The organism is Lactobacillus helveticus DSM 20075 = CGMCC 1.1877, from assembly GCF_000160855.1.
In the GTDB taxonomy this organism is placed as follows: Bacteria; Bacillota; Bacilli; order Lactobacillales; family Lactobacillaceae; genus Lactobacillus; species Lactobacillus helveticus.
This window is the reverse complement of the sequence record NZ_GG700755.1, coordinates 111,620-128,161: the sequence shown is the minus strand read 5'-3', so window position 1 is coordinate 128,161 and position 16,542 is coordinate 111,620. Positions and strand designations below refer to the sequence as shown.

18 protein-coding genes are annotated in these 16,542 nt (G+C 35.3%); 12 read left to right on the top strand and 6 right to left on the bottom strand.

The window, feature by feature from the left end:
* Nucleotides 1-856, bottom strand: an 856-nt coding sequence (locus HMPREF0518_RS06275) for an RluA family pseudouridine synthase (RefSeq protein WP_003627209.1), incomplete at its 3' end; no start/stop codon positions are given.
* An 88-nt stretch (nucleotides 857-944) separates the two neighbouring features.
* Here HMPREF0518_RS06275 and HMPREF0518_RS06270 point away from each other — a divergent pair.
* The 5 genes from HMPREF0518_RS06270 to HMPREF0518_RS06250 are packed head-to-tail and all read left to right on the top strand — an operon-like array spanning nucleotide 945 to nucleotide 8,054.
* The gene (locus tag HMPREF0518_RS06270) at nucleotides 945-3,002 is read left to right on the top strand and encodes a PBP1A family penicillin-binding protein (protein ID WP_003627206.1); all 2,058 of its coding nucleotides are present in this window, start codon (nucleotides 945-947) and stop codon (nucleotides 3,000-3,002) included.
* A 20-nt stretch (nucleotides 3,003-3,022) separates the two neighbouring features.
* On the top strand, nucleotides 3,023-3,373 hold the full coding sequence (locus HMPREF0518_RS06265) for a YlbF/YmcA family competence regulator (RefSeq protein WP_003627204.1): 351 nt from the start codon (nucleotides 3,023-3,025) through the stop codon (nucleotides 3,371-3,373).
* Nucleotides 3,374-3,381: 8 nt separating this feature from the next.
* On the top strand, nucleotides 3,382-4,602 hold the full coding sequence (locus tag HMPREF0518_RS06260) for a metallophosphoesterase family protein (RefSeq protein WP_003627202.1): 1,221 nt from the start codon (nucleotides 3,382-3,384) through the stop codon (nucleotides 4,600-4,602).
* Nucleotides 4,583-7,084 carry an ATP-binding protein gene (locus HMPREF0518_RS06255; RefSeq protein ID WP_003627201.1) on the top strand — a complete coding sequence of 834 codons (2,502 nt, stop codon included), beginning with the start codon at nucleotides 4,583-4,585 and terminating at the stop codon, nucleotides 7,082-7,084. The genes HMPREF0518_RS06260 and HMPREF0518_RS06255 overlap by 20 nt, the downstream gene beginning before the upstream one ends.
* Nucleotides 7,077-8,054 carry a 3'-5' exoribonuclease YhaM family protein gene (locus tag HMPREF0518_RS06250; RefSeq protein ID WP_003627200.1) on the top strand — a complete coding sequence of 326 codons (978 nt, stop codon included), beginning with the start codon at nucleotides 7,077-7,079 and terminating at the stop codon, nucleotides 8,052-8,054. Before HMPREF0518_RS06255 ends, HMPREF0518_RS06250 begins: the two co-directional genes overlap by 8 nt.
* 42 nt (nucleotides 8,055-8,096) lie before the next feature.
* On the opposite strand, the gene HMPREF0518_RS06245 is transcribed toward HMPREF0518_RS06250, so the two are convergent.
* The 4 genes from HMPREF0518_RS06245 to HMPREF0518_RS06230 form a co-directional block, all read right to left on the bottom strand.
* Nucleotides 8,097-8,519: a PAS domain-containing protein gene (locus HMPREF0518_RS06245; RefSeq protein WP_003627199.1), complete on the bottom strand. Its 423-nt coding sequence runs from the start codon at nucleotides 8,517-8,519 to the stop codon at nucleotides 8,097-8,099.
* 138 nt (nucleotides 8,520-8,657) lie between these two features.
* Complete coding sequence (locus tag HMPREF0518_RS06240) at nucleotides 8,658-9,560, bottom strand: peptidylprolyl isomerase PrsA (protein WP_003629779.1); 903 nt, start codon at nucleotides 9,558-9,560, stop codon at nucleotides 8,658-8,660.
* 117 nt (nucleotides 9,561-9,677) lie between these two features.
* Entirely contained in the window at nucleotides 9,678-10,013 is a 336-nt protein-coding gene (locus tag HMPREF0518_RS06235) for a hypothetical protein (protein ID WP_003627197.1), read from the bottom strand.
* 9 nt (nucleotides 10,014-10,022) lie between these two features.
* Nucleotides 10,023-10,460 (bottom strand): HIT family protein, encoded by a 438-nt coding sequence (locus HMPREF0518_RS06230; protein ID WP_003627196.1) that lies wholly within the window; start codon nucleotides 10,458-10,460, stop codon nucleotides 10,023-10,025.
* A 241-nt stretch (nucleotides 10,461-10,701) separates the two neighbouring features.
* Between HMPREF0518_RS06230 and HMPREF0518_RS06225 the strand changes: the two genes are divergently transcribed.
* The 7 genes from HMPREF0518_RS06225 to ytpR all read left to right on the top strand — a co-directional run bounded on the left by HMPREF0518_RS06225 (nucleotide 10,702) and on the right by ytpR (nucleotide 14,951).
* Nucleotides 10,702-10,926: a type II toxin-antitoxin system RelE/ParE family toxin gene (locus HMPREF0518_RS06225; protein ID WP_020829350.1), complete on the top strand. Its 225-nt coding sequence runs from the start codon at nucleotides 10,702-10,704 to the stop codon at nucleotides 10,924-10,926.
* A 29-nt stretch (nucleotides 10,927-10,955) separates the two neighbouring features.
* Nucleotides 10,956-11,291, top strand: coding sequence for a HigA family addiction module antitoxin (locus tag HMPREF0518_RS06220; protein ID WP_023192867.1), 336 nt, complete (start codon nucleotides 10,956-10,958; stop codon nucleotides 11,289-11,291).
* A 14-nt stretch (nucleotides 11,292-11,305) separates the two neighbouring features.
* Nucleotides 11,306-12,049: an ABC transporter ATP-binding protein gene (locus HMPREF0518_RS06215; RefSeq protein WP_003627193.1), complete on the top strand. Its 744-nt coding sequence runs from the start codon at nucleotides 11,306-11,308 to the stop codon at nucleotides 12,047-12,049.
* Nucleotides 12,042-13,229: an ABC transporter permease gene (locus tag HMPREF0518_RS06210; protein WP_020829349.1), complete on the top strand. Its 1,188-nt coding sequence runs from the start codon at nucleotides 12,042-12,044 to the stop codon at nucleotides 13,227-13,229. The genes HMPREF0518_RS06215 and HMPREF0518_RS06210 overlap by 8 nt, the downstream gene beginning before the upstream one ends.
* Before the next feature lie 11 nt (nucleotides 13,230-13,240).
* Nucleotides 13,241-13,894, top strand: a complete 654-nt coding sequence (trmB, locus tag HMPREF0518_RS06205; RefSeq protein ID WP_003627189.1) for a tRNA (guanosine(46)-N7)-methyltransferase TrmB — start codon at nucleotides 13,241-13,243, stop codon at nucleotides 13,892-13,894.
* Between the two features lie 69 nt (nucleotides 13,895-13,963).
* On the top strand, nucleotides 13,964-14,284 hold the full coding sequence (locus HMPREF0518_RS06200; RefSeq protein ID WP_014918424.1) for a thioredoxin family protein: 321 nt from the start codon (nucleotides 13,964-13,966) through the stop codon (nucleotides 14,282-14,284).
* A gap of 19 nt (nucleotides 14,285-14,303) precedes the next feature.
* Nucleotides 14,304-14,951 carry a YtpR family tRNA-binding protein gene (gene ytpR, locus HMPREF0518_RS06195; protein ID WP_012212147.1) on the top strand — a complete coding sequence of 216 codons (648 nt, stop codon included), beginning with the start codon at nucleotides 14,304-14,306 and terminating at the stop codon, nucleotides 14,949-14,951.
* A 51-nt stretch (nucleotides 14,952-15,002) separates the two neighbouring features.
* Here ytpR and HMPREF0518_RS06190 read toward each other — a convergent pair whose 3' ends face one another.
* Complete coding sequence (locus tag HMPREF0518_RS06190) at nucleotides 15,003-16,310, bottom strand: hypothetical protein (protein ID WP_003627184.1); 1,308 nt, start codon at nucleotides 16,308-16,310, stop codon at nucleotides 15,003-15,005.
* Nucleotides 16,311-16,542: the final 232 nt, after the last annotated feature.

The window sequence follows — 16,542 nt, the reverse complement described above, 5'->3', positions numbered from 1 at the left end:
ATAATTTAATTTCTTCTTCTGGTAATTTAACTGTTAATTTTTCAAAAGAAAAAGGTTTAATCAATGAAATCTCATAAGCGTCGAGTGCCAAGTCTTCTCCACCAAAGTTGGGATTATACAACGGATCGCCAATAATTGGTGTACCAAGGGATGCGAGGTGCACACGAATTTGGTGAGTACGACCAGTTTCCAAAGTTAGTTTAACTACCGCTGTATTATTATCATTTCTTTTTAACACTTGATAATGTGTTACGGCATGAAGTCCAGCAGGTGAGATCATTCTTTTTCGTTGATCTTCAGGATCATGATCAATTGGCTGATTAATTGTTCCTTGATCGCTTAATTTATCTGCATGGTCAACTTTAGCCAAATAATCGCGATGGAAGGTTTTACTGGTGAGTTCACGATTTAAAATCGGCACTACTGCAGGATTTTTTGCGACAAGCAGTAAGCCACCGGTAAGCATGTCCAATCGATGAACAATGTAAGGACTTTGTCCTAAATAGGTGGCGCAATCATTTAAGGTGGTATTGGTTTCATTTAAGTTGGGGTGAGTTTTTTGCCCCTTCTTTTTGTTAATGATTAAAAGATTATCGTCTTCATAAATGATATCAGGCAATTTTCCACTAGCTGGATATTTTTGTTGAGCAGAGTCAACCTGATCTAATATAATGTCAATTTTATCGCCTGGCAAAACATTTTGATTAAAATAGCGATATGTGCCGTTAATTGTAATATTTTGTTCAATTCTTAAGTAATGACGCCATTTTCTCGGAATAAGCAATTTGCGTAATACGTCATTTACAGGTAAGGGCTCGAGATTTTTAGGATAAAAAAGTGTAAAATGATAAACCATAAATATTTCCTAAGACTATTTCATTTCTAAACAAGTGTACTAGCAATGTGATACAATTTTCTTGTTTCTAAAAAGGAGCATTGTATTAATGAATAATGACCAACCAAAGAGAAGTGGCTTTAAAGATGTTTGGCATCGAATTGATCGCCGCTTCTTTATCGGACGCTGGATTATTTTAATCCTGCTCACTCTTATATTGATAACTTGTACATATTATACAATTAAAGTTAAAACTTCGAATATTTCAAATTTGAAGGCATCACTTTCAACGACTACAACTATTTATGACTATAAAGGCAAAAAAGCTGGTTCTTTATATTCACAAAAAGGAACGTTTGTTGAATATGATAAAATTTCTCCTAATATTCAAAATGCTGTGATTTCTACAGAAGACCGTACTTTCTGGAAGAATCCTGGCCTTAGTATTAAGGGAATGGCCCGTGCTGCGATAAGTTTGATTATTCACCACGGACAAGTAACCGGTGGTGGTTCAACTTTAACGCAGCAATTAGCCAAAAATTCGCTTTTAACTCAGCAGCAAACTTTTTCACGTAAATTAGAAGAACTATTCTTTGCGATTGAAATTAACCATGTTTATTCCAAAAAAGATATTCTGACGATGTATTTGAATAATGCTTATTTTGGTAATGGAGTCTGGGGCGTTCAAGATGCAAGTCGCAGGTACTTTGGTAAAAATGCTAGCGATGTCACAGTAGGTGAAGCTGCAACATTAGCAGGAATTTTGCGTAATCCAAGTTTTTACAATCCTGTTGATCATATGGCTAATGCTTTATCACGGCGCAATTTGATTTTAGGATTAATGGCTGACAATGGTAAGTTAACTGCCGCTCAAGCTAAAGCTTATTCTAAACAAGGATTAACTCTGAGAAATACGTTTAGAAATAAAGATGGCTATCGCTATCCATATTTCTTTGATGCTGTAGTAGATGAAGCTATTAGCAAATATGGCTTAACTGAAGAGCAGGTAATGAATAAAGGACTTAAGATTTACACTACTCTTAATCAAAATTACCAAGGAAGATTGCAAGATACCTTTAATGAAAGCTGGCTTTTCCCACAAAATGGTGCTGATGGCACAAAGTGTCAAGGTGCGAGTGTGGCAATGGATCCAGAAACAGGTGCTGTAAGAGCGGTAATCGGTGGTCGCGGCAAGCATGTCTTCCGCGGTTATAATCGTGCAATTCAAATGAAGCGTCAGCCTGGTTCATCAATTAAGCCAATTGCTGTTTATGCACCAGCTCTTCAAAATGGCTATCATTATGATTCTGAACTTTCCAATAAGTTGCAGAAGTTTGGTAAAAATGGTTATGAGCCTCACAACGTGGATAATGGCTATTCTGATAAAATTCCAATGTATGAGGCTTTGGCTCAAAGTAAAAACGTTCCTGCAGTATGGTTACTCGATAAAATCGGTGTAAACAAGGGCGTCCAATCTGTTCAGAATTTTGGTATAAAGGTGCCTAAGTCAGATCGTAACTTAGCTTTGGCTTTAGGCGGATTTTCTACAGGGGTTTCACCTTTACAGATGGCTCGTGCATATTCTGCCTTTGCCAATAAGGGTAATTTGCCTAATAATTCCTACTTTATTACTCAAATTACCGATGCCAGTGGCAATGTTTTGGTTGAAAATAATAATCCAGGTAATCATAGAATTATTTCTGAAAATACTGCCAAAGAAATGACAACAATGATGCTTGGCGTTTTCACTAATGGTACTGCGCAAACTGCTCAACCTAATGGCTTCCGGGTTGCTGGTAAAACTGGTTCAACTGAAGTTCCTAATTCATATGGTTTTGGAACAAGGGACCAATGGATTGTCGGTTATACTCCTGATATTGTGTTAGCTACTTGGGTTGGTTTTGACCAAACAAGCAAGCAGCGTTATATGCAAGGAGTATCAGAAACAGGGATCACTAGATTGTATAAGGCAGAAATGGAAGGAATTTTACCGTATACTGCTCAAACGCAATTTACAGAAAAATCGCCTGGTCAACTTGTTAAAAACAATGGATCTAATTTTGATTGGACCAATGGCTTAGGACAAAAAATTCAAGCTGGCATTGGATCAGCAGGACAGAAAATTAATGAATGGTATAATGATGTCAAAGGTTTATTTGGCCAATAAAATTTAGGAGGACCAATTTGATGATTAATATTTATGATTCAGCTAATCAATTAGCACAAGATTTAACAAAGACTGACCAATACAAGGCTGTTGGTGACGCTGTTAAGGCTGTTCAAGCAGACGACGAAAGTGCAGCTTTATTTAAGAAGATGGATGAGATTCAAGCTAAGATTATGCAAGCTCAACAAACTGGCAAGCCATTATCTGATGAAGATCAAAAGGCTTACCAAGAATTAAACGCTCAAGTACAAAAGAACGACAAGATTGTTGCTCTTCTTAAGAGTGAACAAGGCTTGTATGATTTGTTAGGTGAAATCCAAAAGGCTTACACTAAGCCAATTAATGATCTTTATGAAGGTCTTAGAAACTAGAATTTGCGATGAAATTTATTCATTTTGCAGATGCGCATTTAGATAGTCCATTTCGCGGGCTATCTTTTTTGCCATCTAAGGAATTTAATCAGATATATCAAGCAGCTGATCAATCATTAATACGGATTGTAGACTTAGCTTTAGCTGAAAAAGTTGATCTTGTTTTGATTGCAGGTGATACTTTTGATAGTGCTAAGCCATCTCCACGTTCGCAGTTGTTTTTTGCAGAGCAGATTAAGCGACTGACTGATGCACAGATTCAAGTAGTAATGATTTTTGGTAATCATGATCATATGCGACGTGAAGATTTATTGGTTAACCAGAGCCCATATTTTAAATTGCTTGGTGCAGATGAAGTAGTAGAAAAAGCATCATTTAAGACTAAAGATAATTTTAACTATGATGTAGTTGGCTTTTCGTATTTAAATAATCATATTACAGAAGATAAAATTCCAGATTTCCCTGAAAAAGGGCAAAATTATACTTTTGGTTTAATGCATGCCCAAGAAAAAGAAACTGATAGTCGTAAAAATGTTTATGCACCATTTACGGTTGCTGAAGTTCAGGCATTAAATTATGATTACTTTGCTTTAGGGCATATTCATGCTCGACGTAATTTGAGTGAAAAGCCGTGGATTGTCTATTCAGGTAACATTCAGGGCCGTCATATTAATGAAATGGGTGCCAAGGGATGCTATCTTGGCGTAATTGATGAAAGTACCAAAAAAACAAGTATTGAATTTAAGGCAACAGGACCTATTCTGTGGCAAGGAGTGCAAGTAGAATTAGATGCTCCAATTAGTAAAGCTGATTTACAGAATCGAATTATTGCAAGTTTAAATAATGCTGAGCAAAAGACTTATTTCAGCTTAACTATTGCTGGTGCCCAATTTATGACTGAAGAGGAACAGGAATTAATTCAAGACACAGATTTTTGGCAAAATATTTCGCAAAATTTGTTGTTTGATTCGCAGTTTGTAGATGTACGCTTGAAAATAAGTTCTAATTTGGAACTCAATGAAAATGATCAGCAGGCTTTTGAACAAGCCAAAAGCGAAATATTTAAAAATGACGAATTTGATCAGATTGTGAGTGACTGGAAGAAAATGGATCCTCTATCTGCTCAATTAGCAGAAGACCCTGCATTTATTGATGCGGTTAAGCAACTGACAGAAGTTAAATTAATGGGTAAATTGAAAGGAATTACTGATGAGACTGAAACAAATTAAAATAGTCAATTTTGGGCAATTCTCTAATAAAACTTTTGACTTACCTAGTGATCAAATCAATGTCTTCTTTGGAGCTAATGAGGCGGGAAAGAGTACAACCGTTGCTTTTATTAAGCAAGTAATGTTTGGCTTCCATTTGCGCAGCAATGCCTCGCCGTTTTTTGAAGACTATACGCCGTTGGCACATGTTAGTCCAATGGGTGGTAGTTTAGTTTTTGAAAATGATGATTCAGAATATGAATTAGAGCGTCTGTACGCCAAGGGCGATAAAACCAAACGAGGAATTTTAACCGTTAAAAAAGACGGTCAAGTTGTACCTGAAAATTTGTTTTTTGATCAAATTCAAAATATTGACGGTTCGTTTTATGCAGATAGCTTTATTTTTAATCAAGAAATGCTAGGCCAAGTTACTAGTTTGAGCCAAGAAGATTTACTTGAGCGTATTTATTACTTAGGTGCTGCTAATAGTGGCCAATTGTTAAAGTTGCGCGATGATTTTGCTAAAGAAGCTGGCAAGCTGTTTAAAAAGACTGGTAAAAAGCCTGAAGTTAACCGTTTATTAAAGCAAATAGAAACTGATCGTGATCAATTGGCACAAACCAAGGCAGAATTTAGTGATTATGAGAAGTTAGCTCAAGATCTAAAAGACTATAAAGATCGCTTGAGAAAAGCCCAGAAGGCTTTAGCTAATATTCAAAATAAGCAAGCAAGTTTGCGTGAGTTGCAAAAAGAGTTGAGCAACTATACGACTTTACTAGATTTGCAAAAACAGATAAAAGATATCAAATTTGATAGTGAAAATTATCAAAAAGCTCAGGATTTAATGGCGCAAGGGCGAAATTTACAGAAGATGATGCAATCCTTGCAAGAGCAATTATCTTCCTTAACCGATAATGAAATAAATGATGTAGCTGAGTCTAAGAAAGTCGTACAACAAAAGCCTCAATTATTGCAATGGCAGGCCGAATATCGCAATTGTTTGCAAAAGGCAGATCAGTTAAAGCAAGAAAAAGAGCAATTACTTGCTTTATCACCTGAAATTAATCAATTGCTTGATTTGCAAACGGATGACATTAAGCAGCTTAAAGAGGACTTCTTGGCTTTGCCATCAAAACCAAATGAAGAATTTAATGAAAATAGTTCTAGTGATAAAATTTGGTATGTTGTTGGTGCTGTATTAGCAGTTATAGGTCTAATTTTATTGGGTACTGCTGGAGTGGTAGGCATTATTGCATTAATAGCTGGTATTGGACTTGCAGGTTTTGGCTATGTAAAAAGTGAACAAGCTAATAAGCAACAAGCAGCTATTTTGGCAAAACAAAAGGCAGTTAAAGATCGGAGACAGGCATTTTATTCAAAATATAATTTAGATCCTGACATGTTGGATTTAAATAGTTTGTTGACCAATTTAAATCAATATAAGCTTAAAGAAAGCGCGGAAAAAACTAACTCTGAACAATTAAATGAAATTAATCAAAAAGTTGCTCAGCTTGCTGCTAATGTTCAAAATATTATAAGAAAGCCAGTCGATGATGGTTTTGATCAGATTTTGAATGGCTTAGACGAAATTGAAGAACAAATTAATCAGCAACAAGAGTTAGTGCAGAAAAAATCTAATTTATCTAATGCATTAAGTCAGGACAAGCAAGATTTAGAAGAGTTGAATTTGCAGTTAAAAGCTGTTTTAGCTCAAGCTAATGTGGAAGATATGGCATCATATGATGCAGCTTATCAAGAATTTTTAGCTCAAGCTAAAATTAAGGCTCAATACGATGCTCTAGAAAAGAATTTGCATGATGATCTGGATGAATTGAAGCAGGAAGCTAAGGAACCTGGCAAGGTTTTGGCACAATTGCAAAATCTGGCTGCTCAAGCTACTGATACAACGAAAGAAATTGATGCCTTGCAAGCTCAAGTTGCTAAATTACAAGTTCAATTGGACAATTTGGCTGATTCAACTGCAGTATTTGAAGCAAAGCAGGAATTAGCTAATACGGAGACTAATTTTGTTAACAGCAGTCAAGAATATTTGGCTAATTTAGTAGTATCGAGGTGGATTAGTCGTTCACTTGATTTGGCTTCTAATGAGCGTTTTCCTAAGATGCTTAGTGCAGCTAAAGAGTATTTTGCTTTGCTTACGGGTGGCCGTTATGTCGATATCATTTTAGATAAGAAATTAACGGTTACGCGTAAAGATGGAAAAAAGCGTGAAGTTAAATATTTATCTCGTGGTACTGCAGAACAGCTTTATTTTGCGTTGAAATTGGCATTTATTGAACAAATTAAAGATAAGATTAATTTGCCAATCTTAATTGACGATTCATTTGTTAATTTTGATGATCGCCGAATTGGTTATATTAAGAAATTACTTGAAAAGGTTAGTGAAAATAATCAGGTATTGATTTTTACAGCTCAAGAAAAATTGGTTGATCAATTAGAAATTTCGCCTTTAACTTTTACGAAAGGAACTCAAGATGCTTAAACGATTATTAGATTATAACGATGGCGAAGAAATGGATATCGTTGTTTTAATTAAGAATTCACAATTGCGTCATAATAAGAAAAATAATCTTTATTTGGCTATGCAATTTGGTGATGACTCAGGTGAAATCCATGGCAATTATTGGGATGCTAATAATCAAGATGCAGCAACCTTTAGTACAGGCACAATTGTTGAGCTAAATGGTAAAAGAGAAGAGTATCAAGGGCGCCCTCAGATTCGCATTTATAGTTTGCGTGTTGTAGGACCTCAAGAGGGCTATAATCTTGACCAATTTATTAAATCTGCTCCTGAGCCAATTAATGAAATGGAGCAGGAGATAAATAATTTCGTAGCACAGATTCAAAATAAGACTTGGAAAACAATCGTAGAATATCTGCTTAAAAAGTGGGGCAAAAGATTCTATGATTATCCAGCAGGTAAGAGCAACCACCATGCTGTTCGAGGCGGTTTAGCATTTCACACATTATCAATGTTAAAGGATGCTAAGGGGTTAGCTGATAATTATGAACAAGTCAATCGTTCCTTGCTTTATGCGGGATGTATTTTGCATGATATGGGCAAAGTATTGGAGCTTACAGGTCCAGCTGCAACACAATACACAACCGAAGGAAATTTGGTTGGTCATTTAGTTTTAATAGATGAGCAAATTATGCTTGCAGCTAATGACTTGGATTTTGATCTTGAATCAGAGGATTTGCTTTTACTCAGACATATGGTCTTGTCGCACCATGGCAAGTTTGAATATGGTTCGCCTAAGTTGCCAGCTCTGCTTGAAGCTGAATTGCTTCACCGAATTGACGATTTAGATGCAGCGGTTTATGCTGTGACGAATGCTTTGCAACATACGCCTAAAGGTCAATTTACTGAGCCTTTGCTTAGCCAAGATGGCAAGAGATATTATCACCCTAAGCATGATCCAGCATTGGAAAAGGCACGACATCTAGAATAGAAAAAATGGTAGTACAATTGTACTGCCATTTTTAGTTAACGATTATTTTTTGTGGATCATATTTAGAAGATTGCACCATTTACTGCCTTTAACCTGATAACTTTTAACAGGCTGCGTGACTTCCACACATCCCAAATATTTTCCATTATCATCGTGAAAGCTATAAAAAGAAATATTTAATGGCTGGCCATCCTTATGAATATTAATTGAAATTGAATTGCGTTCTCCCTCGTGCATTTGTTTTAAAACAGCTTTAACTCGACCTTGCGAGTGACCGGGATGAACTTTGAAGACAGTCTTGCCAATATCTTTTTCAGTTCTAGGGAAGATGCGATGCTCATTCATTGATGACCAGACAACAATATCATTTTCATCGAGTACGTCAAATTCTTGAGGAATGGTAGTAAAAATAGCGTTTAATTCTGGAAGTGATAAGTGACCACCTTTTAATTTAATTTTATTCATAATTAAAACTTCTTTCTATACTTTAATTTTAGCATTAAAGCGGTTACTTATACTGTTATTAAAAGGATAGGCATTTGAAGATAAATAAAAAATCCAACTCTCAAGCGAGAATTGGATTTTTTTATTTAGTAATATTTATTACTTAGTAGCACCAGTTGAAACGTAAGCTGATAATACATCCTTCAAGTCGTTATCCTTGATAGAAACGCCTGCGTTCTTCAATACAGTAGCAATAACGTCCTTCATAACAGCTTGATCTTGAGCCATTGATGCGTAAATTTCATCATCGATTGCCTTCTTGTGATCAGCAAACTTACCCTTGGCTGGGTGACTAATCATCTTGATTACGTGGTAACCAGATTGTGACTTAACTGGACTTTCGGTAACTTCACCGGTCTTAAGCTTGAATGCAGCAGTCTTGAATGCACTGTCTAAAGTGTTGTCGGTTGAATCAAATGCAGGAAGCTTACCAGCCTTATTCTTAGTAGCAGTATCAAGTGAGTACTTCTTAGCTAAGCTCTTGAAGCTCTTACCGTCCTTCAATTGCTTGATAATACTTTCAGCAGTTGACTTTTTAGCAACTAAAATATGTTGAACAGTTACCTTAGGTTGGTAGTTCTTCCAAGCTTGTTGTTCTTGCTTCTTAGAAATCTTATTAATGTGCTTTAAAGCTGCTTCAGAAAGCAAATTGGTCTTCAAGTTTTGCTTGAATGTTGAAGCAGTCATACCATTTTGTTGTAAAACAGCACTAAATTGTGAGCCGTATTGCTTCTTGTAGTTGCTGTATTTCTTATCAACTTTCTTTGATGAAACGTACTTGCCGTATTGTTGTTCCAAAGCACGGTTAATAATCATGTTAGCCAAAGCTGACTTACCAGCTTGAGATTTCTTCATTTCATCGTAGTATTGTTGTTGAGTAATCTTACCACCCTTGTAAGAAGCAACAGTAGCATTGTTGCCGCTATTTGAGCAGGCAGCAGTAGATAAAGCAACACCAGCTACAGCAATAACTGCAGCAACTTTTTTCATATAACTCTTCATATAAATAAATCTCCACATCCTTAATTAAGTAACTGTCAAATAATATACCATAAAATTAGTTGTTTCGTTTTTAAATAAGCAATATTCACAAAAAAAACAAATTTTCTTTAATATTTCTTATTTAACAATATTGTTTTCACCAAAATCTTGATTTAATTGATCACTTTTTTGTTTGATTTTATCAACAGTTGGATCAATATGTCTTGAATACTTTTCAACATCATCGCTGAGGTCGCTAATAGTTCGTTCAGCTTGAGGCATTTGTTCATTTAATTCTTGACTTGCTTTTTTTGCTTTTTGCAAAGCTTGATTGAATCGATTGGCTTCATGCTTAAAGGCATCAAATTCATCCTTAAGTGGTTTTCCTGGACGATTGCCTTCATCATCTTTCATGCAAGAAAAGACTAATCCAGCTGCAGCACCGAAAACAGTGCCTAAAAGAAAATGTTTCATTATTTCACCTTAAAATTGTGCTTTAATCTTATCAGCAACTTCGTTGTATTTTGCTTCGTCATATTGATCTGCATTGTTACGAGTCATGAGCTTCAAGCCGTCGCCTTCAAAACGAGGAATGAAGTGAATGTGTGAGTGCATAACTACTTGGTTAGCTGACTTACCGTTGTTAGTGGTAATGTTCATCCCAGTAACGTTAGGAAATGCCTTCTTGATTGCGTTAGCAATTTCAGGGATGTATTGCAAATATCTTTGAGCATCTTCCTTAGTATAGTCAAATAAGTTAGTGATGTGCTTCTTAGGGATCATCAAAGTGTGACCTGGGTTAACTTGAGAGATGTCTAAGAAAGCTTTGACATCATCGTTTTCGAAGACGGTGTAGCTTGGAACTTCACCGCGGATAATTTTGCAGAATAAACAATCGTCAACTAAATTTTTATTTTCCATATAATTACCTCTTATTTGTTAGACTTTAGTTTCTTATAACATTCATGGTATCATGAAACGAACTTAATCAATAATTAGAATACTAAAAAATGAAAGAAAGATTGCTTTTTACTTCAAAATATACCGATATGGTATAATTACGGTGAGGTGAATATGTGGAATATTTTGCAGAGACAAAAAATTAACTAAGGTATTAAATAGTCCAAGGCTAATGACAAAGGAGTTTGGAAAAGATCGTGCCATGCGAATTATGGCACGATTAGACGAATTTGATGCGGCAAAAAATTTGGCTCAAATTCCTTCAGATTCACCACCAAGGTGCCATAAACTTCAAGGAAACTTGCAAGGTGAATTTGCCGTAGATGTTAGTGGAAATTATCGTATGATTTTTGAAGGTTACGATAAAAATGATGTGATATCTACGAAAAAAAGCAGAAATTGTGACAGTCCAAATAATTTCTATTGAAGACTATCATTAAAGAAAGGGGCTTTATCATGCTTCATCGCGAAAATAAAATAAAAAAATATCATGTTAGTTCTGCTGCTGATTTAATTCAAGAGACAATGGAATATTATGATATTACTCAAACAGATTTAGCTGAAAGATTAGGTGTAAGTCAAAAAAATATTTCTGATATTTTAAAGCGCAAAAGATTTATTAATGAAATATTAGCTTTGCGGTTAGAAAAAGTAATGGGAATTTCTAGTGAATTATTATTGACCCTAGATTCACATTATAAGTTAGAGCAAGCTAAAGTCAATAATGAGATTACCAATAATGATAAGAAGAACCCCTTATTTTTAAGACGGTATGATTGGGTAAGTGCATAGAAAGAAACGAAAAAATGACATTAAAAATTGAAGACTTAACTGGAGGCTATACTGGTGTCCCAGTTATTAAAGATATTAATTTGGAGATTAAGCCAGGAGAGGCACTGGGCTTAATTGGTTTAAATGGTGCAGGTAAGTCAACTACGATTAAGCATATTTTGGGTTTGCTTAGACCGCAAAAAGGTAAAATTTTGCTCAATGATGTGAATTTGACGATGCAGCCAACCAAGTTTAAGCGGCAAGTTGCTTATATTCCTGAAACGCCAGTTTTATATCCAGAATTAACTTTAAAAGAGCATTTGGAGTTAACGATGTTGAGTTATGGTCTTGATCCTAGCAAATCATGGGATAGGGCGCATGAACTACTTAAAATGTTTAGATTAGATGATAAGCTTGATTGGCTGCCGATTCACTTTTCTAAAGGGATGCGGCAAAAGGTCATGATCGTATCCGCCTTTTTAGCTGATACCAGCTTGCTTGTAATCGATGAGCCATTTACTGGTCTTGATCCACTTGCTGTAGCTAATCTGATTGATTTAATTAAGCAATCAATTGCTAACGGCAAAATGGTGCTGATGACTACTCACGTTTTAGCTGATGCACAACAAGCAATTTCTAACTATGCTGTTTTAAACCGCGGCACCATTGAAGTGATTGGCAGCTTACAAGAAATTCGTCAGCACTATGGTTTGAAGCCTGATGATCCGTTTGACAAGCTCTATTTAGCTTTGAATAGAGAGGATAATGGCAATGCGTGAGTTAGCGAAAAAAAGGTTAAACGAAAACCTTAAGCAATCAGTTAAGTATTTAACACTGGTTTTCAATGACTTCTTTATCTTGGCTTTGATCTTTTTATTCGGGGCTTTGATGTTCTGGTATGCCCAAGCCATGAAGTCGATGCCAACTAGTTTGTGGTTTTACAAGCCATTGACAGGTTTACTGTTATGGCTGCCGTTATTGACGGGACATTTGGTTACGCTATTAAAAGACGCGGATATGCAGTTCTTGTTCACTCAAGATGAGCGGATGGATGAATATTTGAAACCGATGTTTAAATACAGTTTGGTTTTACCGTTTATCTTAGAATTATTGTTTGCTGGTATCCTGTTTCCATTTGCCACGATCAAAGCGGGGCTTAATACTCCTAGCTATATTTTGTTAATTTTGACGCTATTTTTTATTAAAGTGGCAGAATTAGATATTGAACAAAAGAATTTATATTTTGGTCAAAAAATAAAGTTTAGTTGGATTAGTTTAGCTGCTTTGGTAGTGTCGATTTTTACTACATATTATCCGATAATCGGATTTGCCATAGCAGGATTATTTGCATCAGTTAAAAGAAATAAACAGCTATTATTCGATTGGCGTTATGCCGTTGAAAGTGAAAAAGCAAGAAAAGACCGCGTTTACAGCATCTTTAGCATGTTTACTGATGTTGAAGAAAAGCAAGTAACGATTAAACGTAGAAAATATCTTGATTTTCTTTTACCTAAGTCAATCGCTAAAGAAAATCCTAACTTATTCTTGTATCGGAGATCACTACTCAGAAATCCAGAGTACTTGAATTTATTAGTTAGAATGACAGCTTTTGCCGTGTTGATTTCTTGGCTGGTACAAGATTGGCGTTGGGCACTTGGCTTGTCTTGCTTAGTGATTTTCTTGACCGTTTACCAACTGTTACCGATGGCAACCGAGTTTGATTCAAACATCATGTATCGTGTCTATCCAATTGTGCGTGACAATCGCGGAAAGGATTTAGTCAAAGTCTTAAACTTAGGACTTCTGATCCAATGGCTATTGATCAGCGTATTCTGGCTAGTACTATTGCCAATTGATTCTCATCTTTGGATTAGTATTGCAGTATTATTTGTGTTCACGATGATTATCAATTATGGTTATTTATCAGTTAGAGTTAAACAACAAAAAATAAAGAGATAGGAATTGAAAGAATGAGATTAAGAAATAAACCTTGGGCTGTAAAGCTTGTTAATGAACATCCTGAAAGTGTTTTGCAAAATCCTGACCCTGAAAAGAAGATTGATTGGGCGGCACGTTTTGGCAATGACAATACAATTGAAATTGAAGTGGGTTCAGGTAAGGGCCATTTTATTACTACCTTAGCTGAAAATAATCCAGATAAAAATTATGTAGCGCTTGAACTTCAAACTACTGCAGCTGGTATTATTTTGAGAACTAAGCTAGAAAAAGGCCTAGACAATTTACAAATTTTGCGCGGGGATGCAGCTGATATTAACTGCTTCTTCCCTGAAAACAGCACGAATGTCATTTACTTGAACTTCAGTGATCCATGGCCAAAGACTCGTCACGAGAAGCGCAGATTGACTTATAAGAGCTTTTTAGCTAAGTACCAACAGGTCTTAACTAAAGATGGTCATATTGAATTTAAGACAGATAATTCAGGCTTATTTGCTTATTCTGTGCAAAGTATGAATAATTTTGGGATGCATTTTGATTTTGTTTCAGTAGACTTACATCACGAAAAACCTGAAATCGTAGAAAAGAATATTGAAACTGAATATGAACATAAATTTGTTGCTAAAGGCAATCCAATTTATGCATTGCATGCAGATTTTGAAGCATAGCACTTGTAAAATATATTTTTAATCATTAAAATACTTATAAATAGTAAGTTGATAATGAGGGGTAAAATTATGGAAAAGATTAAAGAATTAACTGAAGATCAATTAACAGAAATCACTAAATCAGGTCGCGTTGTATTGGAATTCTCTGCCAATTGGTGCCCTGATTGCCGCTTCTTAGATCCATTCTTACCAGAAATTGAAAAAGATTTTTCAAATGCTAAGTTTTATCAAATTGACCGTGATGGCTCAATGGATGTTGCAAAAAAATTAATGATTATGGGAATTCCTTCATTTGTTGTCTACCAAGATGGTAAAGAAATTGGTAGACTAGTAAATAAGGACCGTAAAACTAAAGATGAAGTAGAAAATTTTTTACGATCACTTGATTAAAAGGAGAAATAGAAAAAGCATGATTACTAGTACTAATAAAGAAGCTTATCCTAATACTTTGATCGTGATTATGGGTCATGATGAAGGCCGTAGTTCATTTGAAGAAAAAGAAGACGTTACTCGCGTAACTAACGATGAAGGCAAGACTATTGGTTTTAACTTCTTCAACGTTGATAAGTTAATCGACTTTGATAAGTTACCAAATGGTCCAGTTAAGCTTTCAGATGATGAACTTGCAGCCTTAAATAAGAAGCTTGCTGAAGTTGGTTTTGATGATAAGTTAGCTTATGGCAAGCCAACCCTTGTTTATGGCTACGTTAAGACCTGTGAAAAGCACCCAGATTCAGATCACCTTCACGTAACTACTGTTGAAGTGGGGGACGGTGAAGAACATCAAATCGTTTGTGGTGCTCCTAACATTGCTCAAGGTCAAAAGGTTGTTGTTGCTCTTCCAGGTACTTTAATGCCAAATGGTGAACAAATTTGGCCAGGTGCTCTTCGTGGTGTTGATTCATACGGTATGATTTGTTCAGCTCGTGAATTAGGTCTTCCACATGCACCACAAAAGCGTGGTATCATGGTTGTTCCTGATAACTTTGAAGTTGGTGCAGAATTTGAACCAACTAAGTGCGACGAATTGATTGCTAGTGGTGAAATCACTTTATAATTTCATATAAATTAAAAAACTCCTTAGTTGTAATAACTAGGGAGTTTTTTGTTAGCTTAGCCACCATTTGCCGTTTGGTGCTAAAGTGTATAAGCCACGTTCTTTGGAAATCAATTTATTGTTTAAGTTTTTGCTACAGGTGTAGTAAACGTATTTAATAAAATCATCATTGTCATTGTAATGGACTTCGTAATCACTGAAATACATTTGATGATTCTTTATAAATAGAGGTAGTTGACTTTCAGTACAAGTTAAGGTGAATTTTTCAGGGAAATAGCCTTTAACTGAGTAATTTTCTGTATTAGGACCCTGATCAGTATCGCTGACTAATTGCACACCATTATCGCACGGCATCAAGGTTAAATTATGTAAGTTAACCGCACTTAATGAGCAAGTAAAAATGATTCCTGCTTCTTGTTCAGGATAGTATTTAAAAATTTTTAATTCGTTTGCTTCAATGTTTACTTGAGTAAAATAGAAAAATCCATTATTGAAAATTGTTTCACCGTAACAAATATTAGGTTTAGCTGGAAATGGTGAGAAAGTTTTGCCGGTTTTTTCATCATAAAAAATTAAATAGTTTCCCGGATAAATACGAGTTTGCCAATAATCATCACGAAAATCTTCAAACTTCATATAATCTGAAATGCATGCCCAATAACGAGTTTGACCAGTGAGTGGGCTTAGTTCACCCGCAAAGTTGCCATCAACTTTTTGCCATTTGCCATTAGATAGTAAAATGATATTTCCTTGTATATTGCTGAGAACATGATCATCAAAGTCTTTGATAATAATCCGATCAGGGATATGTTCATATTCATTATCTGAGTAAAAATCACTGTCTTGTTCAAAGTAAAGTTTGTTGTCATCGATGAAAAGCAAACTCTGATCTGGTTCATTAACTACAGAAAATTTTTGTGGGTGATAGAAGTCAATGTCATCATTAAAAGAAGCAATCCAGACATGTGCTTGATCATTAACTAGCGATAAATTAAGAGTGTGTAAACCAGTAAGCGACATTTGATGAATAATTTCAGATTCTTGTCCTGGAAGATATTTGAATAAGGTTAGTTGATCTTGATCAAGTTGGGCGTGTAAGAAGTAGAAATAACCACTTTGGTAGATAACACTAAAGAAAAATTGGTTTTCTTTACGTGACATCGGTTCAAATTTTTGCCCAGTTTGAAAATCAAAGAAGACTAATTGATTACCCGGAAAAGAATTGTCTTGCCAGTATTCATCAGTGGTTAGGTCATAAATATCGATTGCGCTATCTTGGCAGTCAACGCCGTAACGTGATTGACCTTGAACGATTGCTAAGTCATTGCCAGTTACGGGAGAAAATTTATCAAATTTCATATTGGGTACCTTTCTGCAATTTTTGGACATGTTCTTGGATTAAAAAAATATTGTTAGTTCTTATGAAGGAAAGAATGTTAAAGAACTAGAATCTGATTTTAAAGCAGGTATTGATGATTATTTAGAAAATTGTAATTACCCGGATTTAAAATTGAAGTGCAACGCTAAGTGTTAAACAAAAAGGCCATGAAGACCTAAACTTGAAGTGACCAAAAATCAAGGAAGGTGAATC

Excerpts from the sequence above, each read along its gene's own strand:
- HMPREF0518_RS06270 (WP_003627206.1), top strand. The coding sequence starts at position 945 with ATGAATAATGACCAACCAAAGAGAAGTGGCTTTAAAGATGTTTGGCAT.
- HMPREF0518_RS06265 (WP_003627204.1), top strand. The coding sequence starts at position 3,023 with ATGATTAATATTTATGATTCAGCTAATCAATTAGCACAAGATTTAACA.
- HMPREF0518_RS06260 (WP_003627202.1), top strand. The coding sequence starts at position 3,382 with ATGAAATTTATTCATTTTGCAGATGCGCATTTAGATAGTCCATTTCGC.
- HMPREF0518_RS06255 (WP_003627201.1), top strand. The coding sequence starts at position 4,583 with ATGAGACTGAAACAAATTAAAATAGTCAATTTTGGGCAATTCTCTAAT.
- HMPREF0518_RS06250 (WP_003627200.1), top strand. The coding sequence starts at position 7,077 with ATGCTTAAACGATTATTAGATTATAACGATGGCGAAGAAATGGATATC.
- HMPREF0518_RS06245 (WP_003627199.1), bottom strand. The coding sequence starts at position 8,519 with ATGAATAAAATTAAATTAAAAGGTGGTCACTTATCACTTCCAGAATTA.
- HMPREF0518_RS06240 (WP_003629779.1), bottom strand. The coding sequence starts at position 9,560 with ATGAAGAGTTATATGAAAAAAGTTGCTGCAGTTATTGCTGTAGCTGGT.
- HMPREF0518_RS06235 (WP_003627197.1), bottom strand. The coding sequence starts at position 10,013 with ATGAAACATTTTCTTTTAGGCACTGTTTTCGGTGCTGCAGCTGGATTA.
- HMPREF0518_RS06230 (WP_003627196.1), bottom strand. The coding sequence starts at position 10,460 with ATGGAAAATAAAAATTTAGTTGACGATTGTTTATTCTGCAAAATTATC.
- HMPREF0518_RS06225 (WP_020829350.1), top strand. The coding sequence starts at position 10,702 with ATGCGAATTATGGCACGATTAGACGAATTTGATGCGGCAAAAAATTTG.
- HMPREF0518_RS06220 (WP_023192867.1), top strand. The coding sequence starts at position 10,956 with ATGCTTCATCGCGAAAATAAAATAAAAAAATATCATGTTAGTTCTGCT.
- HMPREF0518_RS06215 (WP_003627193.1), top strand. The coding sequence starts at position 11,306 with ATGACATTAAAAATTGAAGACTTAACTGGAGGCTATACTGGTGTCCCA.
- HMPREF0518_RS06210 (WP_020829349.1), top strand. The coding sequence starts at position 12,042 with ATGCGTGAGTTAGCGAAAAAAAGGTTAAACGAAAACCTTAAGCAATCA.
- trmB (WP_003627189.1), top strand. The coding sequence starts at position 13,241 with ATGAGATTAAGAAATAAACCTTGGGCTGTAAAGCTTGTTAATGAACAT.
- HMPREF0518_RS06200 (WP_014918424.1), top strand. The coding sequence starts at position 13,964 with ATGGAAAAGATTAAAGAATTAACTGAAGATCAATTAACAGAAATCACT.
- ytpR (WP_012212147.1), top strand. The coding sequence starts at position 14,304 with ATGATTACTAGTACTAATAAAGAAGCTTATCCTAATACTTTGATCGTG.
- HMPREF0518_RS06190 (WP_003627184.1), bottom strand. The coding sequence starts at position 16,310 with ATGAAATTTGATAAATTTTCTCCCGTAACTGGCAATGACTTAGCAATC.